Annotated in this window: 23 protein-coding genes; 12 read left to right on the top strand and 11 right to left on the bottom strand. The window is 70.2% G+C overall.

The features are described from left to right. Nucleotides 1-18 precede the first annotated feature (18 nt). Nucleotides 19-2,307 carry a transglycosylase domain-containing protein gene (locus tag CTZ28_RS01430; protein WP_121887315.1) on the top strand — a complete coding sequence of 763 codons (2,289 nt, stop codon included), beginning with the start codon at nt 19-21 and terminating at the stop codon, nt 2,305-2,307. A gap of 87 nt (nt 2,308-2,394) precedes the next feature. On the opposite strand, the gene CTZ28_RS01425 is transcribed toward CTZ28_RS01430, so the two are convergent. From CTZ28_RS01425 to CTZ28_RS01405, 5 genes are all read right to left on the bottom strand, one after another. Continuing rightward, nucleotides 2,395-3,879, bottom strand: a complete 1,485-nt coding sequence (locus tag CTZ28_RS01425) for a catalase (protein ID WP_220795300.1) — start codon at nt 3,877-3,879, stop codon at nt 2,395-2,397. 77 nt (nt 3,880-3,956) lie between these two features. Beyond that, nucleotides 3,957-6,050, bottom strand: coding sequence for an ATP-binding SpoIIE family protein phosphatase (locus tag CTZ28_RS01420; protein ID WP_183154208.1), 2,094 nt, complete (start codon nt 6,048-6,050; stop codon nt 3,957-3,959). Between the two features lie 280 nt (nt 6,051-6,330). Next, nucleotides 6,331-7,032, bottom strand: coding sequence for a cytidylyl-2-hydroxypropylphosphonate hydrolase (gene fomD / locus CTZ28_RS01415; protein WP_121887312.1), 702 nt, complete (start codon nt 7,030-7,032; stop codon nt 6,331-6,333). A gap of 72 nt (nt 7,033-7,104) precedes the next feature. Further along, complete coding sequence (locus CTZ28_RS01410) at nt 7,105-8,502, bottom strand: class II fumarate hydratase (protein WP_259471413.1); 1,398 nt, start codon at nt 8,500-8,502, stop codon at nt 7,105-7,107. Nucleotides 8,503-8,689: 187 nt separating this feature from the next. Beyond that, nucleotides 8,690-10,381: a fumarate hydratase gene (locus CTZ28_RS01405; RefSeq protein ID WP_121887311.1), complete on the bottom strand. Its 1,692-nt coding sequence runs from the start codon at nt 10,379-10,381 to the stop codon at nt 8,690-8,692. A 774-nt stretch (nt 10,382-11,155) separates the two neighbouring features. On the opposite strand from CTZ28_RS01405, the gene CTZ28_RS01400 reads away from it, so the two are divergent. Beyond that, a complete protein-coding gene (locus CTZ28_RS01400; protein ID WP_121887310.1) occupies nt 11,156-11,851 on the top strand; it encodes a DUF1707 SHOCT-like domain-containing protein in 696 nt (231 codons plus the stop codon). 174 nt (nt 11,852-12,025) lie between these two features. Continuing rightward, nucleotides 12,026-12,403 (top strand): WhiB family transcriptional regulator, encoded by a 378-nt coding sequence (locus tag CTZ28_RS01395; protein WP_121887309.1) that lies wholly within the window; start codon nt 12,026-12,028, stop codon nt 12,401-12,403. Nucleotides 12,404-12,571: 168 nt separating this feature from the next. On the opposite strand, the gene CTZ28_RS01390 is transcribed toward CTZ28_RS01395, so the two are convergent. After that, entirely contained in the window at nt 12,572-13,144 is a 573-nt protein-coding gene (locus CTZ28_RS01390; protein WP_121887308.1) for a TetR/AcrR family transcriptional regulator, read from the bottom strand. 181 nt (nt 13,145-13,325) lie between these two features. On the opposite strand from CTZ28_RS01390, the gene CTZ28_RS01385 reads away from it, so the two are divergent. Together CTZ28_RS01385 and CTZ28_RS49430 are read left to right on the top strand one after the other, a co-directional pair. Continuing rightward, the gene (locus CTZ28_RS01385) at nt 13,326-14,117 is read left to right on the top strand and encodes an alpha/beta fold hydrolase (protein ID WP_310887583.1); all 792 of its coding nucleotides are present in this window, start codon (nt 13,326-13,328) and stop codon (nt 14,115-14,117) included. Nucleotides 14,118-14,268: 151 nt separating this feature from the next. After that, nucleotides 14,269-14,520, top strand: a complete 252-nt coding sequence (locus CTZ28_RS49430; RefSeq protein WP_121887306.1) for a hypothetical protein — start codon at nt 14,269-14,271, stop codon at nt 14,518-14,520. 198 nt (nt 14,521-14,718) lie between these two features. On the opposite strand, the gene glpX is transcribed toward CTZ28_RS49430, so the two are convergent. Further along, nucleotides 14,719-15,753, bottom strand: coding sequence for a class II fructose-bisphosphatase (gene glpX / locus CTZ28_RS01375; RefSeq protein WP_121887305.1), 1,035 nt, complete (start codon nt 15,751-15,753; stop codon nt 14,719-14,721). Nucleotides 15,754-15,879: 126 nt separating this feature from the next. On the opposite strand from glpX, the gene CTZ28_RS01370 reads away from it, so the two are divergent. Then, nucleotides 15,880-16,404, top strand: a complete 525-nt coding sequence (locus tag CTZ28_RS01370) for a DUF4245 domain-containing protein (protein WP_121887618.1) — start codon at nt 15,880-15,882, stop codon at nt 16,402-16,404. Between the two features lie 18 nt (nt 16,405-16,422). Here the strand turns inward: CTZ28_RS01370 and CTZ28_RS01365 are convergent, their stop codons facing one another. From CTZ28_RS01365 to xseA, 3 genes are all read right to left on the bottom strand, one after another. After that, the gene (locus CTZ28_RS01365; RefSeq protein ID WP_121887304.1) at nt 16,423-17,010 is read right to left on the bottom strand and encodes a malonic semialdehyde reductase; all 588 of its coding nucleotides are present in this window, start codon (nt 17,008-17,010) and stop codon (nt 16,423-16,425) included. A gap of 207 nt (nt 17,011-17,217) precedes the next feature. Next, nucleotides 17,218-17,460 (bottom strand): exodeoxyribonuclease VII small subunit, encoded by a 243-nt coding sequence (locus CTZ28_RS01360; protein ID WP_121887303.1) that lies wholly within the window; start codon nt 17,458-17,460, stop codon nt 17,218-17,220. A 9-nt stretch (nt 17,461-17,469) separates the two neighbouring features. Continuing rightward, the gene (gene xseA, locus CTZ28_RS01355; RefSeq protein ID WP_121887302.1) at nt 17,470-18,678 is read right to left on the bottom strand and encodes an exodeoxyribonuclease VII large subunit; all 1,209 of its coding nucleotides are present in this window, start codon (nt 18,676-18,678) and stop codon (nt 17,470-17,472) included. 358 nt (nt 18,679-19,036) lie between these two features. Between xseA and CTZ28_RS01350 the strand changes: the two genes are divergently transcribed. Continuing rightward, nucleotides 19,037-20,053, top strand: a complete 1,017-nt coding sequence (locus CTZ28_RS01350) for a 4-hydroxy-3-methylbut-2-enyl diphosphate reductase (protein WP_121887301.1) — start codon at nt 19,037-19,039, stop codon at nt 20,051-20,053. A 55-nt stretch (nt 20,054-20,108) separates the two neighbouring features. Beyond that, nucleotides 20,109-20,855 (top strand): polyphosphate--glucose phosphotransferase, encoded by a 747-nt coding sequence (ppgK, locus tag CTZ28_RS01345; protein ID WP_121887300.1) that lies wholly within the window; start codon nt 20,109-20,111, stop codon nt 20,853-20,855. An 89-nt stretch (nt 20,856-20,944) separates the two neighbouring features. On the opposite strand, the gene CTZ28_RS01340 is transcribed toward ppgK, so the two are convergent. Continuing rightward, on the bottom strand, nt 20,945-21,514 hold the full coding sequence (locus CTZ28_RS01340) for a DUF6542 domain-containing protein (RefSeq protein ID WP_183154207.1): 570 nt from the start codon (nt 21,512-21,514) through the stop codon (nt 20,945-20,947). A gap of 174 nt (nt 21,515-21,688) precedes the next feature. On the opposite strand from CTZ28_RS01340, the gene ychF reads away from it, so the two are divergent. The 4 genes from ychF to CTZ28_RS01320 all read left to right on the top strand — a co-directional run bounded on the left by ychF (nt 21,689) and on the right by CTZ28_RS01320 (nt 24,244). After that, nucleotides 21,689-22,777 (top strand): redox-regulated ATPase YchF, encoded by a 1,089-nt coding sequence (gene ychF / locus CTZ28_RS01335; protein ID WP_121887298.1) that lies wholly within the window; start codon nt 21,689-21,691, stop codon nt 22,775-22,777. A gap of 264 nt (nt 22,778-23,041) precedes the next feature. After that, nucleotides 23,042-23,326: a hypothetical protein gene (locus tag CTZ28_RS01330; protein WP_121887297.1), complete on the top strand. Its 285-nt coding sequence runs from the start codon at nt 23,042-23,044 to the stop codon at nt 23,324-23,326. After that, nucleotides 23,308-23,721: a PIN domain-containing protein gene (locus tag CTZ28_RS01325; protein ID WP_121887296.1), complete on the top strand. Its 414-nt coding sequence runs from the start codon at nt 23,308-23,310 to the stop codon at nt 23,719-23,721. Before CTZ28_RS01330 ends, CTZ28_RS01325 begins: the two co-directional genes overlap by 19 nt. 100 nt (nt 23,722-23,821) lie before the next feature. Beyond that, nucleotides 23,822-24,244, top strand: coding sequence for a hypothetical protein (locus CTZ28_RS01320; protein ID WP_121887295.1), 423 nt, complete (start codon nt 23,822-23,824; stop codon nt 24,242-24,244). The last annotated feature ends 328 nt before the right edge of the window (nt 24,245-24,572 follow it).

Below are 24,572 nucleotides of genomic sequence, written 5' to 3'. Positions count from 1 at the left end.
AGCGGAGCGAGCTGATCCATGGGACGAGCGGAAGAACGACGAGCGCGACAGCGTGGTGGCCACCGCGCGGCGCCCAGACGCCGCTCGTCACGAGCGGCCGACGGGTCCGGCAAGAGCGGCATACGCCGGCTGTTCACCTGGAAGAAGATGCTCGGCACGTTCCTCGGACTGTGCCTGCTCGGCATCGGCTCCTTCATCGTGCTGTACCTGATGGTGGACGTCCCCGCGGGCAACGCGGCGGCGCAGCGCCAGAGCAATGTCTACAAGTACGGCGACGGCACGATCCTGGCCCGCAAGGGCGAGGTCAACCGTGAGATCGTCGACCTGTCGAAGGTGCCGAAGAAGGTCCAGCTGACCTTTGTCGCGGCCGAGAACAAGACCTTCTACAAGGACTCCGGCGTCGACTTCAAGGGCACCGCCCGCGGTCTGCTCAACACCCTCTCGGGCAAGGGCAAGCAGGGCGGTTCGACGATCACCCAGCAGTACGTCAAGAACTACTACCTCAACCAGGACCAGACCGTCACGCGCAAGCTGAAGGAACTGGTCATCTCCTTGAAGGTGGACCGCCAGAAGTCCAAGGACGACATCCTCGCGGGCTACATCAACACCAGCTACTACGGCCGCAACGCCTATGGCATCCAGGCCGCGGCACAGGCCTACTACCGGGTCGACGCCCAGGACCTCAAGGTCGAGCAGGGCGCGTATCTGGCCGCGCTGCTCCAGGCACCGAGCCAGTACGACTGGGCGGTCGCGTCGGAGACCGGTAAGAAGCTGGTGAAAGAGCGCTGGAACTACGTCCTGGACAACATGGTCGAGGAGGGCTGGCTGGACAGGACCGAGCGCGCCGCCATGAAGTTCCCGGTGCCCGACGACCCCAAGGGCGCCCCCGGCCTCGACGGGCAGAAGGGCTATCTCGTCGACCTCGCCAACAAACAGCTGGAGCAGCAGCTGATGGACCAGGAGGGACTCACCCAGTCCCAGGCGGAGAGCGCGGTCGTCGACCAGGGCTGGACCATCACCCTGAACATCGACAAGAAGAAGCAGACCGAGCTGGAGCGGGCGGTCAAGTCCGAGCTGACCGGCAAGCTCGACGCGAAGAAGCGCAAGGTCGACGGGAACGTCCAGGCCGGCGCCGTCTCCGTCGACCCCGGTACCGGCGCGATCGTCGCGCTGTACGGCGGCGCGGACTACTACAAGCACTACCTCAGCAACGCCACCCGCCGCGACTACCAGCCCGCGTCGACGTTCAAGCCGGTGATCCTCGCCGCCGCGCTGGAGAACAAGGCCGAGACGCAGGACGGCAAGCAGATCGACGCCAACACGGTCTACGACGGCACCAGCCGCCACCAGGTCGTGGACAGCGGCAGCAAGGTCGGCTTCGCCCCGCCCAACGAGGACAACCGGAGCTACGGCGACATCACGGTCCAGACGGCGATGAACAAGTCGGTGAACTCGGTCTTCGCGCAGATGGGCGTCGACGTGGGCATGGACAAGGTGATGAGCACCGCCAAGGAACTCGGCATGGACACCAAGAACATGCAGGCGGTGCCGGCCCAGACGCTGGGCTCCATGGGCGCAAGCCCGCTGGAGATGGCCGGGATCTACGCCACCCTGAACAACCACGGCAAGAAGGTGACACCGTCGATCGTCAAGTCGGCGGAGAAGCGGAACCGCACGGTCGAGATGCCCGACCCCATCGGGGACCAGGTGATCAGCCGGACGGCCGCCGACACGGTGACCTCGGTGCTGACCGGTGTGGTCGACGACGGTACGGCCAAGACGTCGGTGGCGGACAACCCGCTGCGCAACGGCCAGCAGGTGGCGGGCAAGACCGGTACCTCCGACGAGAACAAGTCCGCGTGGTTCACCGGCTACACGCCCGACCTGGTCACCTCGGTCGGTCTGTTCGGCGAGGAGGCCAGGACCGGCAAGCACACCACGCTGATGGGCGCGACCGGGCTGATCCCGGGCAGCGGCCGCATCAACGGCGGTGGCTACCCGGCCGAGATCTGGGCGGCCTACACGTTCGGCGTCACGGACAAAGCGAAGTTCGACCTGGACACCACGCAGGGCGCGGCCGTCAAGCCGACGAACACCCCGTCCTACACCCCGCCGACTTCCCAGCCCCCGTCGCAGACGCCGTCCTCCGCCCCGCCGACCTCCCAGAGCCCGTCCCGGACCCCGTCCCAGACACCCACCTCCGAGACCCCGTCCCAGACGCCCACAAGCCAGCAACCTCCCAGCCCGTCCGACACCCCCACGGACCCCGCCGCGGACAGCTCCCCCAACCCGGCCGACCAGCAGTAGCCGGCCGGCGCCGCATCGACGGGAGGAACTGCGTGTCCGGTCGCCGTGGACGCGCAGTTCCTCGTCGGCCCGAGCCCAGTGCGGCGGCTAACTGCCGTTGACCGCGTGGGCGATCCTGTCGCCGGTCTCCTTGTCGATGTTGCGCCAGTACTGCAGCGCGCGGTCGAGCACCGGCCGGGTGACCCCCTGCTTGAGGTGGCCGCTGACGTTGGAGACCAGGCGGCTGCGGGCCGCGTCGTCGAGGACGTTGCGGACCAGCGTGCCGGGCTGGCCCCAGTCGTCGTCCTCACGGTGCAGCGCGTACGCCTCGCGCACCATCTCACCCGCCGACCGCCAGCCGGCGATGTCGCCGAACCGGGCGACATCCGCGGCCGGCCCGCCGTACGAGTTCGGCGCGTACACGGCACCGGTGCCGGCGGCCTCGTACCGCATGGGCCCGTCCTTGGCGTACGAGCGGACCGCGGAGTGCGGCCGGTTCGGCGGCAGCTGGGCGTAGTTGGGGCCGATCCGGTAGCGGTGCGTGTCCGGGTAGGAGAAGAGGCGCCCGAGCAGCATCTTGTCCGGCGACGGGCCGATGCCCGGCACCATGTTGGACGGCTCGAACGCGGCCTGCTCGATGTGGACGAAGTAGTTGTCCGGGTTCCTGTTCAGCGTCATCCGGCCGACCTCGATCAGCGGGTAGTCGCCGTGCGGCCACACCTTGGTCAGGTCGAACGGATTGAACCGGTAGTCCGGGGCGTCCTCGAACGGCATGACCTGGACGCGCATGGTCCAGCTCGGCGCGTTGCCCGACGCGATCGAGTCGAACAGATCGCGGCGGTGGACATCGCCGTCGGTCCCGGCCAGCTCGTCCGCCTCGGCCTGCGTGAGGAAGTCGATGCCCTGGTCCGTCTTGATGTGGTACTTGACCCAGAACCGCTCGCCGCCGCCGTTGACCCACATGTAGGTGTGCGACGAGTACCCGTTCATGTTGCGGTACGTCTTCGGGATGCCGCGGTCGCCCATCAGCCACGTCACCATGTGCGCGGACTCGGGGGACAGCGTCCAGAAGTCCCACTGCATGTCGTTGTCGCGCAGCCCGCTGTCGGGCCGGCGCTTCTGGGAGCGGATGAAGTCCTGGAACTTCTGCGCGTCCCGCACGAAGAAGACCGGCGTGTTGTTGCCGACCAGGTCGTAGTTGCCGTACTCCGTGTAGAACTTGAGCGCGAAGCCCCGCGGATCGCGCCAGGTGTCGGGGGAGCCCTGCTCACCCGCGACCGTCGAGAAGCGCGCCAGCATCTCCGTGCGTTTCCCGGGCTGGAACAGATCGGCCTTGGTGAACTGGCTGACGTCATTGGTGACTTCGAAGATGCCGTACGCCCCCGAGCCCTTGGCGTGGACCACCCGCTCGGGGACCCGTTCCCGATTGAACTGGGCCATCTTCTCGATCAGGTAGTGGTCCTGCAGCAGGACCGGGCCGTCGGCTCCCACGGTGAGCGAGTGTTCGTCGCTCTCCACGGGGATGCCGGCGTTGTTCGTGGTGTACGGAGTCTGCTGAGGTGTCTGCGTCACGAGCGTCCTCCCGTCGTGCATGGGGTTACGTCAGGTCGCTTCGCTCACCTCAGCCAGTCAACTCCGTCACAAGGACATCGGCAACTTTTGGACCGGGTCTAAGACCGGTTCAGTTCGAACCAGACCACCTTTCCGGTGCTCAGCCGGGTCGCGCCCCAGCGCCTGGCCAGCCTGTTCACCAGGTACAGGCCGCGCCCGCCCTCGTCCGTGGCCCGGGCCTGCCGCAGCCGCGGCAGCTGCGGTACGTCGTCGCCGACCTCGCAGCGCAGCACATCGGTGCGCAGCAGCCGGAGCGTGACCGGGCGTGACGCATAGCGCACGGCGTTGGTCACCACCTCGCTGACCAGCAGCTCCACCGAGTCGGACAGCTCCTCCAGGCCCCAGCGGTCCAGCGCGCGCCGGACGAGCCTGCGGGCCCGGCCCGGGGCGGCGTCCTCCGGTTCCAGGAACCAGTACGCCACATCGCTCGGGGCGATTCCGTCGAAGCGGGCGGCGAGCAGCGCGATGTCGTCGTCCCGGTCGCCCGGGCCGAGCATGTCGAGCACCTCGTCGCACAGCGCTTCCAGCGGCGGCGGGTGATCGGGTCCGGTCAGCTGCGCGGTCGCGGCCAGCTTCTCCCGGAGCTGTTCTATGCCGGTCCACACGTCGCGCAGCCGGGACTCGACCAGACCGTCGGTGTAGAGGAGCAGCGTGGCCCCGGCGGGTGCCTCCAGCTCGACCGCCTCGAAGTCCACTCCGCCGACACCGATGGGCGCGCCCGCCGGCACCCGCAGCACCTCGGCCTCTCCGCCCAGGTGCAGCAGCACCGGCGGCGGGTGTCCCGCGTTGGCGATGGTGATGCGGTGCGAGACGGGGTCGTAGACCGCGTACAGGCAGGTGGCCATGCGGTCGCTGCCGAGCCGTTGGGCCTGTTCGTCCAGGTGGTGCAGTACTTCCTGGGGCGGCAGGTCGAGTCCGGCGAGGGTCTGTGCGGTGGTGCGCAGCTGGCCCATGATCGCCGCGGAGGTCATGGAGTGGCCCATGACGTCACCGACGACGAGGGCGACCCGGCTGCCGGGCAGGGGAATGGCGTCGTACCAGTCGCCGCCGACCCGGGCGGTCTCGGCGGCGGGCAGATAGCGGGAGGCGAGCCGGACGCCGGTGGGCCGGGGCAGGTTCTCCGGCAGCATGGTGCGCTGGAGCTCGTCGGCGATGTAGGCCTCGCGGCCGTACAGCACCGCCTTGTCGATGCCCAGCGCGCTGTGGGTGGCCAGCTGGGCGGCGACCAGCAGGTCGTCGGCCTCGAAGCCCGGACGCTCCGGGCGGCGGAGGAAGAGCGCGGCGCCGATGACACGGCGTCGGCCGCGCAGCGGGGCGAGGATGGCGTGCCGGCCGCCGGGCACCACCGACTCGCCGCCCTCGCCGAGCAGCTCGGGCAGCGCGGCGCGGGCGGCGGGCGCGTCCGCGAACACCGGCCGGACACCGCGCAGCACCTCGTTGAGGGCGCCGCCGGGCCGCACCTCGCACAGCTCGGCCGTCAGCGTGGACAGGCCCGACAGCTCGGGCGGCTCGGGCTCCGGCGGCACGGGCAGGAAACCGCCCTCGGTGTCCCGCTCCTCCGGGATCCGGTCGGTGCGGCGCAACCGCAGCACCACCGGGCCGGTGGGCCGCTCGTCGCCCACCGGCAGCGGGTCGCGCAGATAGACCAGGATCGCGTCCGAGAAGGTCGGCACGGTGGCCCGGCACAGCCCCATCACGATCTCGTCCAGGTCGATGCCGCGGGCGATCCGCCGGGTCGCCGCGCCCACGAACCGCAGCCGGTCCCCGTCCCGCCGCATCGGCATGGGCCGTCCGGGTGGCAGCCCCCGTCCGGTACGTCGTTCCTGGCCGCCGGCCGTCCGCTCCTGCTCGGCGCCCGGCTGGGGCGGGATGCTCTCCGGCGCCGGCGTGGGACGCGGGCGGTGCGGGTCGGTCTCGGCGGCGGCGGGTTGTGCGTGCTCGGGGCCGTTGACTGGGGGCTCCTTCTCCTTGCCGCGGGACGTGGCGGTACCCGGAGAGGAGGGCGTCTCGCCGGCGCGGGCCTGTGCGGGTAGGGCGGCGGCACCGTAGGACTTCGGGGCACGCGCGAGCGCCCCGCGGGGATCCACGGGGTCGGCGCCCGGCTGGGGGCGTTCGTAGGAGGTGGGGTGCTCCGTCACGCGTGTCGAATCCATCCGTCCGGGGCTGCGCGCAGCGCGCGCAGTTCGTCCCGCAGGAATTCCGATACCCGGAATACGTGCCCCAGGAACGGAATTCCCGCGTGGTCAGAGGTTGTTCCTGTGTCACCGGCGAACCGTCTCCGATGCGCGCCGGTGGTGCCCTCGTACCCCTCGCTCACGTCCTGCCGCCCCTCGGTGACGTTCGGTCAGACTCGGCGTCTGTACCCGGAGTTGCTGCTGTGCGCCCTTGCGGAGGACGATCCTACGGTTGTGGCCCCGGGGCGCATCAAGAGTCTCATGAGGACATGTGTGCGGGCATACGGTCCCAGTCCTCCGGCAGCGACGGTACCGCCCAGGACGGATCGGGGCGCCAGCGCTGCCAGCCTTCCGAGAACGGCCGGCCCCACGACTCGATCGACGCCACCGCGGACCGCCCCGCCTGCCGCACCCGTTCGGCCAGGCCCGGGTCCATCAGCCCGTCCCGCTGGGCCTGCGCGAACTCGTCCTCGTCGCGCCAGTGCCAACTCCGGTCCGGGTGCACGGAGATGTCCAGGAAATGGTCCTCTGAGTCGACCCCGTCCCGCCAACGGGCCAGCGGTTCTTCGAGGTTGACGTACCAGTTCTTGAACCGCCAGCCCGGATCCCAGAACAGCCACACCGACCATGGCTCACCGGGCCGGGCCAGCTTCAGCACACCCGTGCCGAACCAGCGGTCGCGCTGCACGGTACGGGGCCTGGTGTACCGGGACTCCAGCGGTTCGACGTGCACGGGCGTGCCGTCGGCCAGCACCGGCTTCACACACTCGGTGCCGGGCGCCAGCCACACCGCGAGCAGTTCCGCGTCGTCCCGGACGACGGTGACGGGGCGGGCGATGTGGACGTGCTCGCCGCCGTTCTCCCGGTACCGCCACAGGATGTGACTGCCCGGCGCCCAGAAGCCCGCCGAACCGCTCGCTCCTCCGCCTGTCACGCGTCTCACCGCTCCGCCGTCTGCCATGTACAGATATTAGGTGCCCTGGGCATACGGCGCTGTGCTGGGCATGACGGTTCGCGCGCCCGAAACCTCCGGTTACGGATGAGTCATCCGCAGGACATCCAGCGCTTCGTCGAGCTGTTCGACCGTCAGATCGCCGCGCTCCACGTACCCGCCCTCCAGGACGGCCTGACGGATCGTCTTCCGCTCGGCCAGCGCCCGCTTGGCCACCTTCGCGGCCTCCTCGTAGCCGATGTACCGGTTCAGCGGTGTGACCACGGAGGGTGACGACTCGGCGTACTCGCGGGTCCGGTCCCGGTCGGCGACGATGCCGTCGACCGTCCGGTCGGCGAGCAGCCGGGAGACGTTGGCGAGCAGCCGGACCGACTCCAGCACGTTCTTGGCGAGCACCGGCAGCATGACGTTCAGCTCGAAGTTCCCGGCGGCGCCGGCCGTGGTGATGGTCGTGTCGTTGCCGATGACCTGCGCGCAGACCATGAGCACGGCCTCCGGGACGACCGGGTTGACCTTGCCCGGCATGATCGAGGACCCCGGCTGGAGGTCGGGGAGCCGGATCTCGGCGAGCCCGGTCCGCGGCCCGGAGGCCATCCAGCGCAGATCGTTCGCGATCTTCGTCAGGCCGACGGCGATGGTCCGCAGCTGGCCGCTCGCCTCCACGATCCCGTCCCGGGCGCCCTGCGCCTCGAAGTGGTCGCGGGCCTCGGTGAGCGGCAGCCCGGTGGCCCGGGCGACCTCCTCGATGACGGCGGCGGAGAAGCCCGGCGGGGTGTTGATGCCGGTGCCGACGGCGGTGCCGCCCAGCGGCAGCTCGGCGAGCCGGGGCAGGGTGGCGCGCAGCCGCTCGATCCCGTACCGCACCTGGGCCGCGTACCCGCCGAACTCCTGGCCCAGGGTCACCGGCGTGGCGTCCATCAGGTGCGTCCGCCCGGACTTCACCACGTCGGCGAACTCCGCGGACTTGCGGGCCAGCGCGTCCGCGAGCCGCTCCAGGGCCGGGACCAGGTCGTGCGTGACCGCCGCGGTGGCCGCGATGTGGATGCTGGAGGGGAAGACGTCGTTGGACGACTGCGAGGCGTTGACGTGGTCGTTGGGATGCACGTCCCGGCCGAGCCGCTCGCTCGCCAGCGTGGCGATGACCTCGTTGGCGTTCATGTTGGACGAGGTCCCGGACCCGGTCTGGAACACGTCGACGGGGAAGTGCTCGTCCCACCCGCCCTCGGCGACCTCCCGGGCCGCGTCCTGGATCGCCTCGGCGATGTCCTTGTCGACCACGCCCAGCTCGGCGTTCACCTTCGCCGCCGCCGCCTTGATCCGGGCGAGCGCCTCGATGTGGGCGCGCTCGATGCGCTGCCCGGAGACCGGGAAGTTCGCCACGGCACGCTGCGTCTGCGCCCGCCACTTCGCCTCGACGGGAACACGCACCTCACCCATGGAGTCGTGCTCGATCCGGTACCCCTGCTCGTTGTCGGCCACTGCCGATCACCTCCGCCAGTCACAGCACCCCGGACACGGCGCCTGTTCCCACCCCGACGGGTGATCCGCACCGGGGTCCGGGGCGGAGCCCCGGAGGGGTGCAGCCCCGGTGGGGTGCAGGGGTGGAGTCCCTGGGGATAGGTAGGGGCGGCGGGGGCGAAGTCCGTCCCCCGCCGCAGCGCAGGTGCTACGCCAGCCCAGGCCCCCGTACCGGGATCGACGTGAACGTCGGCGCGGGCGCCGGGTTCTGGAAGAAGTCGTTGCCCTTGTCGTCGACGACGATGAACGCCGGGAAGTCCTCGACCTCGATCTTCCAGACGGCCTCCATGCCGAGTTCCTCGTACTCGACGACCTCGACCTTCTTGATGCAGTCCTGGGCGAGCCGGGCGGCCGGGCCGCCGATGGAGCCGAGGTAGAAGCCGCCGTGCGTGCCGCACGCGTCCGTGACCTGTTTACTGCGGTTGCCCTTGGCGAGCATCACCTTGGAGCCCCCCGCGGCCTGGAACTGCTCGACGTAGGAGTCCATGCGGCCGGCCGTGGTGGGGCCGAAGGAGCCGGACGCGTAACCCTCGGGGGTCTTCGCGGGGCCCGCGTAGTACACCGGGTGGTCCTTCAGGTACTGCGGCATCTCCTCGCCCGCGTCGAGCCGCTCCTTGATCTTCGCGTGCGCGATGTCGCGGGCCACCACCAGCGGGCCGGTGAGGGACAGCCGGGTCTTGACCGGGTACTTGGTCAGCTCGGTGAGGATCGCGTCCATCGGCTGGTTGAGGTCGATCCTCACGACGTCGGAGGAGTCGTCCAGGTGCTCGTCCGTCGTCTCCGGCAGGAAGCGCGCCGGGTCCGTCTCCAGCTGCTCCAGGAAGACACCCTCGGCGGTGATCTTGGCGAGCGCCTGGCGGTCGGCCGAGCAGGAGACGGCGATGGCGACCGGGCAGGACGCGCCGTGCCGGGGGAGCCGGACCACGCGGACGTCGTGGCAGAAGTACTTGCCGCCGAACTGCGCGCCGATGCCGATCCGCTGGGTCAGCTCGAAGACCTTCTGCTCCAGCTCCTTGTCCCGGAAGCCGTGGCCGAGCGGTGAGCCCTCGGCGGGCAGGTTGTCCAGATAGTGCGCGGAGGCGTACTTCGCGGTCTTCAGCGCGTACTCGGCACTGGTGCCGCCGACCACGATCGCCAGGTGGTACGGCGGGCAGGCGGCCGTGCCCAGCGAACGGATCTTCTCCTCCAGGAACTTCATCATGGAGGCCTCGTTCAGGACCGCCTTCGTCTCCTGGTACAGGAACGACTTGTTGGCGCTGCCGCCGCCCTTCGCCATGAAGAGGAACTTGTAGGCGCCGCCGTCGGTCGCGTACAGCTCGATCTGCGCGGGGAGGTTGGAACCGGTGTTCTTCTCCTCCCACATGGTCAGCGGCGCCATCTGCGAGTACCGCAGGTTGAGCTTGGTGTAGGCGTCGAAGATGCCGTGCGAGAGGGCCTTCTCGTCCGCGCCCTCGGTGAGGACGTGCTGCCCGCGCTTGCCCATGACGATCGCCGTACCGGTGTCCTGGCACATGGGCAGCACGCCCGCCGCCGCGATGTTCGCGTTCTTCAGCAGGTCCAGGGCGACGAACTTGTCGTTGCCCGACGCCTCGGGGTCGTCGATGATGCGGCGCAGCTGTGCGAGGTGGGCCGGGCGGAGATAGTGCTGGATGTCGTGGATGGCCTCCTCGGCCAGCTTGCGCAGCGCCTCCGGCTCGACCTTGAGGAACGTTCGCCCGTCGGCCTCGAAAGTGGAGACACCCTCGGAGGTCACCAGCCGGTACGGGGTGGTGTCCTCGCCCTGGGGAAGCAGCTCGGCGTAGGCGAACGCAGGGTGGGTTGGGGGAGAACTGTCCGGCATCTTTGCCCATTCCTCACTCGACATGCAGCGTGTTCAGGCGGCTCGCCTCCGGGGCGCGCTGACCGCGGGGCGGTCGCCTGCGGCCCACCGGCATCGGCGGGCCTCACCAGCGTAGAACCTGGCCCCGAGCGCCAGCCTGTGAGGTCAGGCTCAGTCCACCACACCAAGCTCAGCCCGCCCCGACTCGGCCCGCCTGCCCGGCTCGCCATATCAGGCTCAGCCCGCCTGCCCGGCTCGGCCCGCCATACCCGGCTCGGTCCACCTGCCTGGCTTGGACCGCCCTGCCCGGCTGAGCCCGCCTGCCTGGCTTGGCCCGCCCTGATCGGCTCGCCATATCGGGCTCAGCCCCCTGCCTGGCTCGGACCGACGTACCCGGCTCAGTCCGCCTGCCTGCCTCAGCCCCCCCGGCCGGGCTCGGACCGCCACACCCGGCTCGGTCCCCCTTGCCTGGCTGAGCCCGCCTGTCCGGCTCAGTCCCTGCCTTGCCCGGCTCAGTTCGCCTGCCTGGTCAGCCCCCGCCCGGCTCGGCCTCCTGCCCGGCTCGGCCTCCTGCCCGGCTCGGCCTCCTGCCCGGCTCGGACCGCCCAGCCTGGCTCAGCCCGCCACACGCGGCTCGGATCGCCACACCCGGCTCGGACTGCCACACCCGGCTCGGCCCCCTGCCCGGCTCGGACCGCCGAGCCCGGCTTGGACTGCTCAGCCCGGGCCGGGCCGCCACGGCCGAGCCGTTCTCACCCCTAGTCGCGATCTATCGCGTTTCGGTACGCTGCTGCCGTGGACCTTCAGAAGCACGCCCAGCGGCAGGACGCGGCACCGCGCGTCACCGAACTGCGCGCCTCGGACGCGGACCGGGACCGGATCGCCGACATCCTGCGGGAGGCCCTAGCCGAGGGGCGCCTGACCGCCGACGAACACGCGGAGCGGGTGGAGGGGGTGCTGAACGCCAAGACGGTCGGCGAGCTGGAGGTCTTCATCCGGGACCTGCCCGCCGCCCACGGCCGCCCGGCCGCCTCGCCGTACGCGCCGCCCCGCCCGGCCCCCGGCGCGATACCGGAGGAGGCGGACGCCAATATCGTCGCCGTGTTCAGCAGCGCCGTGCGCAAGGGCCGCTGGCGCGCCGGACGCCGGATGCACGCGTACGCGATCTTCGGCAGCGTCGAGATCGACCTCAGCGAGGCGATCTTCGAGTACCAGCAGGTCGTCATCAACGCGGTGTCGGTCTTCGGCGACGTCCAGATCCGGGTGCCGGAGAACGTGGCGCTGCGCGGCAGCGGCGGCGGCGTGCTCGGCAACTTCGAAGTGCACACGCTGGACTCGGCCGAGCCCGAGGCACCCGCGGTCTATGTGGACGGATGGGCCGTGCTGGGCAACGTCGAGGCCCGGCCGAAACGCGGGAAACGCATCGCGGACATCCTCGACCGCGTGCACCACAAGGTCGACAGGACCGTGCGGAAGCACCTCGGACGCTGACGGCCGCGCATCGGGCCGGATCCGGAACGGCGCGGTCCCGCCACGCCCGGCGCGGGGGGTCGTGAACCGGCCGCCGCGCTCCCGCGGATCGGAACGCAGTGCATAGGCGCGCGCACAGCGGGTAGGGCTTGCTGCATCGTCTCTCGCTCGCGAAGCCGTCGTCAGGAGTAGACCGTGCTGCAACCGCCGCATTCGTCCCTGCAGGTAGCTGCCGTTCCGGCTCAGCGGGTGCCTGCGCGAGAGCGGGACCAGGACGCCCCCTGGCACACCGAGGCGGTGTGCCGGCGGGACGAGGCCGGTCTGTTCTTCGCCCCTTCGAAGGAGCCCACCGCCGCCCGGCTGTCCCGCGAGGAGGCGGCCAAGCGGGTCTGCGCGCGCTGTCCGGTGATGGTCGAGTGCCGTGAGCACGCGCTGCTCCAGCCCGAGCCGTACGGCGTGTGGGGCGGCCTCACCGCCGCGGAGCGCCGCGTGGTGCTGGCCCGGCGCCGGCGCCGCGACTTGGAGCTGAAGAAGGCGACGCGGGCGGCGGGCCGCATAGCGGCAGCGGGCTGACCGAAAACAGCGGGCTGACCGGCAGCGATGCGCGCCGGCCGGCCCCACGCCCCGGGCCCTTCGCGACTGAGTTCTCGAAGCCGCTGCTGAAGACGGTGGGCCCGGCCCGGATCGGCACCGGCCTGCTGATGGGTTCGCAGCGGTTCGCGGGGCGTATCCGGCAACCGGTCAGTCGCGCGGGTGGCGGATCATCGCTCGGCAGCCACGCAGGAACGAGTCGGCCGCGACCGCGGGTTCGCCGAGGTAGCCGGCGACCATGGCGCCGTCACGGAGCACCATCAGATCGTCGGCGACGGTGGCCTGCGCCGGCAGTCCGAGCGGCGCGACGAGCTGCTCATACGCCTTCTTGCACCAGGTCCTGTGCGCGTCGACGACCTGGCGCACGGGGCTGTCGGGGTCGGGATACTCGGCGGCGGCGTTGATGAACGGGCAGCCGCGGAAGCCCGGCCCGCATGCCATGGCCCCGATCTCCTCGGAGATCAGGCGCAACGCCGTATCGATATCGCCGTCGGCCCGGGCGATCGCTTCGCCGACACCCCGACGTTCGAGGGCGGCGCGCTGCTCCAGGTACGCCACGACCAGATCGTCCTTGGTCCTGAAGTGCCGGTAGAAGGTCACCTTCGTGGTGCCGACCCGCTCAATGATCTTGTCAGCGCTCACAGCACGCAGACCGTGCGCATAGAAGAGCTCAGAGGCGGTCTCGAGCAGACGCTCTCGTACCGGCACCTTCACCTTGTTCATAGTACGGATCCCACATCCCTCTTGCGCCGAGGCGCCTCAGCGGGCATCGTAGTCCACGCCAGTAGAGTTACTAGTTAGTCTACTTGGCTGCCGGGGCAGCTCCATGGCTTCGACCGCGGCCGACGGACGTGCTCTCCGTGCCTGTGTCCCACCCCCGTCTTGCCATCCGAAAGGTCATATCGTGCGAATCCGTCTCTCCCGTCGCGTCGCGATCATCGGCGCCGCCGCCTTCGCTCTGCTCAGCGCCGCCGTCGTTCCCGGCGTGGCGCAGGCAACCGACGCTCAGCCCAGGCATCCCAAGCCGACGGTCGTCCTCGTCCATGGAGCGTGGGCGGATTCGTCCAGTTGGGCACCGGTGATGGAGCGACTGCGCCACGACGGCTACCCCGTGCGCGCCATCGCCAACCCGCTGCAGGGGCTCACCAGCGACTCGGCGTACGTCTCCAGCTACCTGTCCACCATCGACGGCCCCGTGGTGCTGGTCGGCCACTCCTACGGCGGTGCCGTGATCACCAACGTCGCGGCCTCGGACCCCGACGTCAAGTCCCTGGTGTACATCGCCGGCTTCATCCCCGCGAAGGGCGAGACGGTCGGCGAACTGGCTGCCAAGTCCTCTCCGGCACTGCCGCTGATCTCGACCACGGTCCCGGGCGGCACGGAAGTGTCCATCGATCCGGCGCATTTCCGGGAGGCCTTCGCGGGGGATGTGGACAAGACCACGGCCGCCAACCTGGCAGCGGCCCAGCGGCCCGCCAACACCAAGGCGGTCTCGGACGCCAGCGTCAATGAATCGTTCCGCTCCATCCCCTCCTGGGACCTGATCACCCGCCAGGACAACGCGATCGCCCCCGACGTGCAGCGCTTCATGGCCGAGCGCGCCAACGCCCACGTCACCGAGGTGAACGCCTCTCACGCGGTCATGGTCAGCCGCCCCGCCGCGGTCACCAAGATCATCGAACAAGCCGCCCGCTGAACGGCTCCGCCCGGCGCGGAGAAGGGGCTCGGCTCGCGGTGAGGCCCAGTGCCGAGCCCTTCGGGGATTCACCGGCGTCATGACCTGGTGACCGGATTCCTCCGCAACGCCATCTCCCGCGCGGCCAGGACGAAGCCCACGTGAGCCATCGGTGACCGACCGCCATCGGCCTCACGGCTTCGCCGTCGTGGACGTCGGCGGCCGTGACGCCCGGTCGTCCGAGGTCAGCGGCGTCGCACGACGGTCGCCGCGCCGTCGGCGCCGCGTATGCCGGACCTGGTCGGGACGCGACTCCCACAACGGCCGGCACTTCAAGCCTCAACGCCTGCCTGCGGACCACGCGTACGGCGTTCCCCGCCTGCGCGGATGGCTGCGCGGCAAGCGGATCGGCGTACGGCCCTGAGCCCTTGCCTTCGGGCTGGCGCGCGTCCTGTAATCCGTCCCGCGCCGGGTCTGCGCGCCGGCCCTACGCGCCCCTGGTTCGCCCCGGCTCTTCGCGTCAGCCCTCGCCTCGAACACCGTCCGCCGCAGTCACGGCGGAGCCGATGGCGTCCCCTTCGTACCGGGGGCGCCATCTGGTCCGTGTTCTCCGGGGCTCGCGCTACTTCGCCCGGTCGAAGTCGATCGCGCTGTACGCGCGCAGCTTGCGCAGCCGGTGCTCGGAGTCGATCCGGCGGACCGTGCCGGACCGGGAACGCATCACGATCGAGTCGGTCGTGGCGGTCTCGGAGCGATAGCGCACCCCGCGCAGCAGCTCGCCGTCCGTGATGCCGGTGGCGACGAAGAACACGTTCTCGCCGGTGACCAGGTCCTCCGTGGTCAGCACGCGGTCCAGATCGTGCCCCGCGTCCAGTGCCCGCTGCCGTTCGTCGTCGTCCTTCGGCCACAACTTGCCCTGGATGGTGCCGCCCAGGCACTTCACGGCGCACGCCGAGATGATGCCCTCGGGGGTGCCGCCGACGCCGAGCAGCAGATCGATGCCGGTGCCCTCGCGCAGGGCGAGGATCGAGCCGGCCACATCGCCGTCGGAGATCAGCTTGATGCGTGCGCCGGTCTCCCGGATCTCGTTGATGATGCCTTCGTGCCGCGGCCGGTCGAGGATGACGACGGTGACGTCCTCGGGCGCGGACCGCTTGGCCTTGGCGACCCGGCGGATGTTCACCGACACGGGCGCGTCGATGTCGACGAAGTCCGCCGCCTCCGGTCCCGTGACCAGCTTGTCCATGTAGAACACGGCGGACGGGTCGAACATGGAACCGCGCTCGGCGGCCGCGAGGACCGCGATCGCGTTCGGCATGCCCTTGGCGGTCAGCGTCGTGCCGTCGATCGGGTCGACGGCGATGTCGCACTCGGGCCCGGTGCCGTCGCCGACGCGCTCCCCGTTGAAGAGCATCGGGGCCTCGTCCTTCTCGCCTTCGCCGATGACGACCACGCCGTTCATCGAGACGGTGGAGACGAGGGTGCGCATGGCGCGGACCGCGGCACCGTCGGCGCCGTTCTTGTCACCGCGCCCGACCCAGCGGCCGGCGGCCATCGCCGCGGCCTCGGTCACCCGGACGAGTTCCAGGGCCAGGTTCCGGTCGGGGGCCTGGGAGGGGACGTCGAGTTCGGACGGCAAGTGATGATGCTCGGTCATCGGAGCGCACCTTTCTGATACGACGACGGCCGGATGAGGGTGTTCGTCCCGACTCTACCGTCAGGTGTACAGAATGAGCAGGGGCCCCCACGGATGAGCGCGCTGGGCACCTGCGACGATGGGGGCGTGGCAGGTTCGAACGGCAAGCAGAAAACGGTCCGGGACATGATTCTCTCCCTGGGCCTGATCGGGATGGCGGCGGCCGTCATCTATGTCTTCATCCCGCACGACGACCGCGCTCCGGAGCTCGAGCGGGTCGACTACCGTGTCGAGCTGCTCACGGCGCAGCGCGCCGCGTCCTACCCGGTGGCCGCGCCCGACGGCCTGCCCGACTCCTGGAAGGCGACCTCGGTCCGGTTCCAGGGGGCGGACTCCGAACGCTGGCACCTGGGCTTCCAGGATCCCGACGGACAGTACGTGCAGATCGAGCAGTCGACTCAGCAGCGCGCCGAGTTCATCGACCGGGCCAGCCAGGGCGCGAAGGCCACCGACGTCACCGAGAAGATCGGCGACCGCACCTGGACGCGCTACGCCGGGGGCCGCTACGACGCCCTGGTGCTGGAGGACACGCCCGGCTCCACCACGGTGGTCGCGGGCACGGCGTCCTTCGAGCAGCTGGCGCGGATGGCCGGGTCGCTGAAGCTGTCGTGACGCGCGCGGGGGGCCGGCTCAGACGGTGGTGAAGACCTCGTCGAACGCCAGGCGCGGCGAGCGCGGGTAGGAGGCGTTCTCGCCCGGCTTGCCGATGTTGACGACCATCAGCGGGGTGTGGTCGTCGTCGAGGAACTCCTTGCGCACGCCCTCGGCGTCGAAGCCGGTCATCGGGCCGGCGGCCAAGCCGGCGGCGCGCACGCCGACGATGAAGTACGCGGCCTGGAGGGCGGCGTTCAGCGTCGCCGAGCGCTCACGCACCGGACGGTCGGTGAAGAGGTCCTTGGCCTGCGGGAAGGCCGGGAGCAGGGTCGGCAGCTCCTCGTGGAACTCGTTGTCCGCGGAGAGGATCGCCACCAGCGGGGCGGTGGCCGTCTTGGGCCGGTTGCCCTGGGACATGTGCCGCACCAGGCGCTCGCGGGCCTCGGGGGAGCGCACCAGGGTGATGCGCAGCGGGGTCTGGTTGAAGGCGGTGGGGCCGTACTTGACCAGGTCGTAGATCGTCTGCACCTGCTCCTCGGTCACCGGCTCGGCGGTGAAGGTGTTCGCGGTGCGGGCCTGGCGGAACAGGAGGTCCTGGGCGGCGGGGTCAAGAACGAGAGACATGCGTGAACTTCCTCAGGTGCGCGTCGGGTCCGGATGCCGGACCGGCTGACGGCTACGACCGTACGCCAGAGAAGTTCAAGGTTCAACAAAAAGCGGGGCGCGGTGATCCGCTTCACAGGTCCCGGGACGGACGGTCCGCCGGCGCGGTGGCTGTTCCCCGGCGCCGCCGGCAGCCGCCGTCCGGCAGGGTTCCCGTCCGTACGCTCGCTACTCCCCGGCCTGCTCCGAGCCCTCCGCGTCCGCTTCCTTCTCCTCGGCCAGGGCGGCGTCCAGCCGGGCCCGCGCGCCCTCCAGCCAGCGCCGGCACACCTTGGCCAGCTCCTCGCCGCGCTCCCAGAGCGCGAGGGACTCCTCCAGGCTCGTCCCGCCCGCCTCCAGCCGCCGTACGACCTCGATCAGCTCGTCCCGCGCCTGCTCGTACGAGAGCGCCTCTTCCACCTTGCCGGTCATCCGTTCACCCTAAGCGTCGACTCGTACCGTGAACTCGCCCTCGGCGACCCGCGCCCGCAGCACCTCGGCCGCCGTCACCTCCGCCGGATCCCGCACCACATGCCCGTCGGCCCGCTGCAGCACCGCGTACCCGCGCTTCAGCGTCGCCGCGGGGGAGAGGGCCACCACGCGCGCGTGCGTGTGCGTCAGCTCGGAGTCGGCGCGGTCGAGGTGGTGGCGCAGCGTGCGCCGGCTCCGGTCGAGCAGCGAGGCCACCTGGTCCGCCCGCTCGTCGACCATCCGGTGCGGGTCCTCCATCGAGGGCCGGGCCAGCGCGTGCGCCAGTCCCCGCTCCTCCCGCTCGACCAGCGCCGCCACGCACCGCCGCGCCCGGTCCCGCAGCATCCGCACCCGCTCCAGCTCCTCGCCCACGTCCGGTACGACCTTCTTGGCCGCGTCGGTCGGGGTGGAGGCGCGCAGGTCGGCCACGAAGTCCAGGAGCGGATGGTCCGGCTCGTGGCCGATCGCGGACACGACGGGCGTACGACAGGCGGCGACCGCGCGGACCAGCTGCTCGTCGGAGAACGGCAGCAGGTCCTCCACGCTGCCGCCGCCGCGGGCGACGATGATCACGTCCACGGCGTCCGTCTCGTCCAGCTCCTTGACCGCCTGCACGACCTGGGGCACCGCGTGCACGCCCTGCACGGGCACGTTGCGCACCTCGAAGCGGACGGCGGGCCAGCGGTGGCGGGCGTTTTCCAGCACGTCCCGCTCCGCGGCCGAGGCCCGACCGCAGACGAGGCCGATGAGCTGCGGCAGAAAGGGCAGCGGGCGCTTGCGCTCGGGCGCGAACAGCCCCTCCGCCGCCAGGGCCTTCTTCAGCTGCTCCAGCCGGGCCAGCAGCTCGCCGACCCCCACGGGCCGTATCTCGACGGCCCGCAGCGACAGCTGCCCGCGCGGCGCGTACCACTCCGGTTTGGCGTGCACGACGACCCGGGCGCCCTCGCCGACGACATCGGCGACCGCGTCGAACACCTGCCGGTAGCAGGTCACGCTCACCGAGATGTCGTACGACGGGTCGCGCAGCGTCAGGAAGACGACGCCCGCGCCCGGCCGCCGCGACAACTGCGTGATCTGCCCCTCGACCCACACCGCGCCGAGCCGGTCGATCCATCCCCCGATGAGCCGCGACACCTCGCCGACGGGCAGCGGGGTCTCCGCGGACGTGTTCACAGCCATGCCGCGAGACTAACGGGCCCCTCCGACAATTCCGCGTCCTCGCTGCTGCGCGCTCCACTGGGTCGGGCGTGATGTGCTTGTCGGTCGGGTGCGGGGGCGTTGTGGCTGGTTGCGCAGTTCCCCGCGCCCCTTTGGTGTGGTTGCGGTTTGTGGTTGTGTGCGGGGGCGTTGTGGCTGATCGCGCCGTTCCCCGCGCCCCTATGGGGCGGTTCCTGTTTGTGGGCCTGTGCGGCGGTGTTGTGGCCCCTTTGGGGTGTTGCCCGCGTGGACCGTCCCAGCACGCGCGCGTGCCGCAAGCCTGGTCTTCGTGTGAACGGTACGCGAACGCGATCTCTGGCCTGCCGGAGGCGGCCTTACGATGGGTGGCATGACTGCCCTGCCTGGCCGCCGTGTCCTGCTCGCCGCCCCCCGGGGCTACTGCGCGGGCGTGGACCGCGCCGTGATCGCCGTCGAGAAGGCCCTGGAGCAGTACGGGGCCCCTATCTATGTCCGGCACGAGATCGTGCACAACAAGTACGTCGTCCAGACCCTGGAGAAAAAGGGCGCCGTCTTCGTCGAGCGCACCGAAGAGGTGCCGCCGGGCAACATCGTGATGTTCTCGGCGCACGGCGTGGCCCCCGTCGTCCACGAGGAGGCCGAGCGCGGCCGGCTCGCCACCATCGACGCCACCTGCCCGCTGGTCACCAAGGTGCACAAGGAAGCCGTCCGGTTCGCCAAGGAGGACTACGACATCCTCCTGATCGGCCATGAGGGCCACGAGGAGGTCATCGGCACCTCCGGCGAGGCCCCCGAGCACATCCAGCTCGTGGACGGTCCCGAGGACGTCGCCAAGGTGGAGGTCCGCGACCCGGCCAGGGTGGTCTGGCTGTCCCAGACCACGCTCTCCGTGGACGAGACCATGGAGACCGTGGACGCGCTGAAGGGGAAGTTCCCGCAGCTGATCTCCCCGCCCAGCGACGACATCTGCTACGCCACGCAGAACCGCCAGATCGCCGTGAAGCAGATGGGCGAGGAGGCCGATCTGGTCATCGTGGTCGGCTCCCGCAACTCCTCCAACTCCAAGCGGCTCGTGGAGGTCGCCAAGCTGGCCGGCGCGCGCGAGGCGTACCTGGTGGACTTCGCCGACGAGATCGACGAAGCCTGGCTGGCGGGCGTGACCACGGTCGGCGTGACGTCCGGCGCCTCCGTTCCGGAGGTCCTGGTCGAGCAGGTCCTGGAATGGCTCGCCGAGCGCGGCTACGCGGACGTCGAGATCGTCAAGACGGCCGAGGAGTCCATCACCTTCTCGCTCCCCAAGGAGCTGCGCCGCGATCTGCGCGAGGAGGCGGACGCCCTGGTCGCCGAGCGCGGCGGCGCGGGCACGGCGGAGGCGTAACCGGCAGATCATCGCTCGGCGCGTGACTGTCAGCCGTACGTCGTACCGTGGGGCCATGCAGATCTTCGGCGTGGACATCGGCGGATCCGGGATCAAGGGTGCACCGGTGGACCTGGAGAGGGGCGACCTCGCGCAGGAGCGCTTCAAGGTGCTCACTCCGCACCCGGCGACGCCCGACGGGGTGGCCGACGGTGTGAAGGAGGTCGTCGAGCACTTCGGCTGGACGGGCCCGGTCGGGCTCACGTTCCCGGGCGTGGTCAGCGGCGGGACCACCATCCGTACGGCCGCCAACGTGGACAAGAGCTGGATCGACACGGACGCGCGCGCGTTGTTCAGCGAGCGCCTGGGCGGCCATGACGTCACGGTGGTCAATGACGCGGACGCGGCCGGCGTCGCCGAGATGAGCTTCGGCGCGGGCCGCGGCCGCGGCGGCACGGTCATTCTGCTCACCTTCGGTACGGGCATCGGCAGCGCCCTGTTCGTCGACGGCGTCCTGGTTCCCAACACCGAGCTGGGCCATCTGGAGCTGGGCGGTCACGAGGCGGAGAAGCGGGCCTCCAGCAAGGTCAAGGACGACCAGCAGATGACCTGGGAGCACTGGGCGCGCCGCGTGCAGAAGTATCTCGCGCACGTCGAGATGCTGTTCTCCCCGCAGCTGTTCATCATCGGCGGCGGTGTCAGCCGCAAGGCGGACAAGTTCCTGCACCTCATCGAGGGCGTCAAGGCGGAGATGGTCCCCGCGCAACTGCAGAACAACGCGGGGATCGTGGGCGCGGCGATGCACGCGTCCAAGGGCGGCTGAGCGCTCCGCGCCCCTTCGGGGCGCCGCGTATCACAGAGGACTTCGCTCGGCCCGCTCAGCGGTCCGTACCCGGGGCCTGGCGGCCGCGGTCAGGCCTGTCCTGTGGGTCCGGCGGGCGCGGGTCCGGCGGGTGAGCCCCGCCGTCGGCGCTTGACCAGCCGGATCCGCCGTACGATCACGGTCACACCCGCGATCAGTGTCCCTCCGTAGAGCCACCCGGCCTGGGTGGCGAGCGCGGTGACCAGTCCCATCAGCCGGCCCGCCACCCCGCCGCCGTCGTCGGCGAGGGGCAGCAGCCCCACCGCGAAGGCGATCGGCACCAGGACGGGCGCCGTCAGCAGGTCGCCCCCGCGCACCCACAGCGCGGTCAGCGCGCACACGGGCAGGAACAGCACCCCGTACACGGTGAGGGACCCCCCGAACAGCAGCTGGTCGATCAGGCCGAGCAGGAACATCAGCGTCCCGCTGAACAGGCCACCGCCGAGCCCGGTGAGCCGGGGGCCCGGCAGTCGCGGCGGCTGGGCCGGACGCGGGCGCACCGGCCGCCGGGCGGGCGGGCGTTCGCCCGTCGGACGGCGCCTGGCCTGCGGCGGCAGCGGTGCCGGTGGCGTGCCGCGTCGCGGTCCGTGCTGCGGGGGTCGCGTCCTGTGTTGCTCCACTGGACCAACTTAGGTCGGCTTATGTGCCGAATGGCCCTACAGACACGCCGTTGCGCGGAGCATATCCAGGTGTTCGACGCTCCAGCCGGGGCGGTGTCCGGCACGCCGTAAACTGGGGGATCGGCCGGTCTGCTGGCCGCCTGGCCCTCCTCCTCACGTACGGGAAGTCGCAACGTGTCGCTCACGATCGGAATCGTCGGCCTGCCGAATGTCGGCAAGTCGACCCTGTTCAACGCCCTGACCAAGAACGACGTGCTGGCGGCCAACTACCCGTTCGCCACGATCGAGCCGAACGTCGGCGTGGTCGGCGTCCCGGACGTGCGCCTGACCCAGCTGGCCGAGATCTTCGGCTCGCAGCGCATCCTCCCGGCGACCGTCGACTTCGTCGACATCGCGGGCATCGTCCGCGGCGCCTCCGAGGGCGAGGGCCTGGGCAACAAGTTCCTCGCGAACATCCGTGAGTCCGACGCGATCTGCCAGGTCATCCGCGCCTTCAAGGACGAGAACGTCGTCCACGTCGACGGCAAGGTCTCGCCCAAGGACGACATCGAGACGATCAACACCGAGCTGATCCTCGCCGACCTGCAGACCATCGAGAAGGTGCTGCCGCGGCTGCAGAAGGAATCGCGGATCAAGAAGGACGTCGCGCCCAAGGTCAAGGCCGTCGAGGAGGCCAAGGAGATCCTGGAGAAGGGCGACACCCTGTTCTCGCAGGGCATCGTCCAGGGCGGCGAGCGGGCCGAGCTGCTGCACGACCTGCACCTGCTCACCACCAAGCCGTTCCTCTACGTCTTCAATGTCGACGAGGACGAGCTGACCGACGACGACTTCAAGGACGAGCAGCGGGCCCTGGTCGCCCCTGCCGAGGCGATCTTCCTCAACGCCAAGCTGGAGGCGGACCTCGCCGAGCTGGACGAGGCGGACGCGCTGGAGCTCCTGGAGTCCGTGGGCGCCGAGGAGCCCGGCCTGGCCACCCTCGCCCGCGTCGGCTTCGCCACCCTCGGCCTGCAGACGTACCTCACGGCCGGCCCCAAGGAGTCCCGTGCCTGGACCATCAAGAAGGGCGCCACGGCCCCCGAGGCGGCCGGCGTGATCCACACCGACTTCCAGAAGGGCTTCATCAAGGCCGAGGTCATCTCCTTCGCGGACCTCCTGCAAACGGGCTCGGTCCCGGAGGCCCGAGCAAAGGGCAAGGCCCGCATGGAGGGCAAGGACTATGTGATGCAGGACGGCGACGTGGTGGAGTTCCGCTTCAACGTGTAGCAGGTGACTCATCACCACGTCGCTGATCTCGCAAATGCGCAGGTCAGAGAGGGGTCCGACTCTTCGGGGTCGGGCCCTTTGTTTTTCCCGTGCTGGGATGGTGCTGGGATGAGATGAGGAGCCCGTGCTGGGCGTCGGGCAGTGATCTGCCCGATACGAGGGGCGGGCGGGAGTCGCTTCATCCACACGTCTTCTTCACGGCCCTGGGGCACCGTGCGGATTCGGGCCGTAGCGCTTTTCCTACTCGTTTGACACACTCGGGGTATGGGTGAGACGACGTACAGCATCGGGGAAGGGCCGGCGACGCGGGTGAGCTTGTCGCTGCCGGAGGGGACCGCGGAGGCGATCCGGGCGCGGGTGGGTAAGCGGGAGTTCTCTGCGTTCATCGCCGAGGCGGTCGAGCGTGAGCTGCGCGGGCAGGTCCTGGACGAGTACCTGGCGGACTACGAGAGCCGCAAGGGGCCGGTCTCCGAGCCGGCTCGTCAGCGGGCGCGGCAGGTCTTCGACGAGGTGTTCGCTGAGGAGGCCGGGTGGCCCGCCGCAGGTTGAGTCACGAGGGGACGTTAGTCCTCGACAGCGAGGGACTCTCGAAGCTGCTCGTCGACGACGAGCAGGTGGTGGCTCTTATCGCTGAGGCGCGCTCGCGCGGCATGGAGGTCGTGATCAGTGCGCTCACCATCATCGAAGCCGTCCACACCCGTACGAACAAGTCTCGCTTGAACTGGGTGCTTTCCGGGCTGCGGGTCGTCCCGGTCGGTGACGAGGAGGCGAGGGCGGCCTCGAAGTTGCTGATGAATGCCGGGTTGCACGGACACAAGTACGCGATCGATGCAGCCGTTGCCGAGGCCGCGCTGCGACAGCACCGCCCCGTGGTCATGCTGACTTCCGATATTGACGACATGGCCAAGCTGTGCGGCGAGTGGGTCCGACTTGTGGCGGTGTGATTTCCCCTGGTCCGCTTTCTGCCTTTCGGTGGATCGCCGGTTTCGGTAACCGGCGATCCACCGCTACGTTGCTGCTTTTCCGCCTCTCCACGCCTGTGCTATGGCTGCTGAACGGAAGGAGTCGCTTCCCTCCCCCTGGCGCTGGAATGAAGCCGAGGCATCGGAACTCACCGAACTGGCTGATCTCCTCGCCGACCGGCATGTCACCGTCGCGCTCGTTGACGTCCGGTACGACCAGGAGGGCGTTTGGCGGCGCGTCGATCTGGGCGCCTGGCTCGTGGGCGAGGGGAGCAGCCCGGAACCGGGTGTCCCGCTGGGTGCAGTCAAGCTCTCTCAGCTCGCCGACTTCGTCGCTTACGAGCTCCACCGCATCGACGCGGCGGAGTACTGGGAACCCGAGGCTCAGTACGGCGAGCCGCGCGACGAGAACGCAGTGTCGGCTTCCGTCAAGCTCTCGCTTCTCATGCTGGCACAGGCCGTAGTCGCGCAGTTGAGGGAGCGCGGGTTCGGCTCCAGAGGTTGAACGGCATCGCGGCGGCCGAGAGCCGGTAGCTCATACTGCTTACTACGTCTGACATCGGCCGACCGGCCGCCAACTTCGCCGACAAAGCGAGGGGCTACGTTTTCCTCGTTAGGCCAGACACTGGTGAGCTGAGGCCACTGAACAGCCGCGCCCGTGAGATTCGGCTGCCCCGTTCCGTGGCCAGTTGATCTCCGACTGCGGCTCCGGCCAGGGCTCCGGCCAGGGATTCGTGAGTGCATCCAGCGCGGAGAGCCTCACCGACTCGATGGCCCGCGAGGCTGCGGGCGCGCCTGGGTCCGGCCATGCAGTGACGTGCGATCGTCCCTCA

The sequence above is a fragment of the Streptomyces shenzhenensis genome (assembly GCF_003688995.1).
Classification (GTDB): Bacteria; Actinomycetota; Actinomycetes; order Streptomycetales; family Streptomycetaceae; genus Streptomyces; species Streptomyces shenzhenensis_A.
The sequence above is the reverse complement of the archived record's forward strand: the minus strand, read 5'-3'. Positions and strand labels throughout refer to the sequence as shown.

Excerpts from the sequence above, each read along its gene's own strand:
- CTZ28_RS01430 (WP_121887315.1), top strand. The coding sequence starts at position 19 with ATGGGACGAGCGGAAGAACGACGAGCGCGACAGCGTGGTGGCCACCGC.
- CTZ28_RS01425 (WP_220795300.1), bottom strand. The coding sequence starts at position 3,879 with ATGCACGACGGGAGGACGCTCGTGACGCAGACACCTCAGCAGACTCCG.
- CTZ28_RS01420 (WP_183154208.1), bottom strand. The coding sequence starts at position 6,050 with ATGGATTCGACACGCGTGACGGAGCACCCCACCTCCTACGAACGCCCC.
- fomD (WP_121887312.1), bottom strand. The coding sequence starts at position 7,032 with ATGGCAGACGGCGGAGCGGTGAGACGCGTGACAGGCGGAGGAGCGAGC.
- CTZ28_RS01405 (WP_121887311.1), bottom strand. The coding sequence starts at position 10,381 with ATGCCGGACAGTTCTCCCCCAACCCACCCTGCGTTCGCCTACGCCGAG.
- CTZ28_RS01390 (WP_121887308.1), bottom strand. The coding sequence starts at position 13,144 with ATGAACAAGGTGAAGGTGCCGGTACGAGAGCGTCTGCTCGAGACCGCC.
- glpX (WP_121887305.1), bottom strand. The coding sequence starts at position 15,753 with ATGACCGAGCATCATCACTTGCCGTCCGAACTCGACGTCCCCTCCCAG.
- CTZ28_RS01365 (WP_121887304.1), bottom strand. The coding sequence starts at position 17,010 with ATGTCTCTCGTTCTTGACCCCGCCGCCCAGGACCTCCTGTTCCGCCAG.
- CTZ28_RS01360 (WP_121887303.1), bottom strand. The coding sequence starts at position 17,460 with ATGACCGGCAAGGTGGAAGAGGCGCTCTCGTACGAGCAGGCGCGGGAC.
- xseA (WP_121887302.1), bottom strand. The coding sequence starts at position 18,678 with ATGGCTGTGAACACGTCCGCGGAGACCCCGCTGCCCGTCGGCGAGGTG.
- CTZ28_RS01350 (WP_121887301.1), top strand. The coding sequence starts at position 19,037 with ATGGGTGGCATGACTGCCCTGCCTGGCCGCCGTGTCCTGCTCGCCGCC.
- ppgK (WP_121887300.1), top strand. The coding sequence starts at position 20,109 with ATGCAGATCTTCGGCGTGGACATCGGCGGATCCGGGATCAAGGGTGCA.
- CTZ28_RS01330 (WP_121887297.1), top strand. The coding sequence starts at position 23,042 with ATGGGTGAGACGACGTACAGCATCGGGGAAGGGCCGGCGACGCGGGTG.
- CTZ28_RS01320 (WP_121887295.1), top strand. The coding sequence starts at position 23,822 with ATGGCTGCTGAACGGAAGGAGTCGCTTCCCTCCCCCTGGCGCTGGAAT.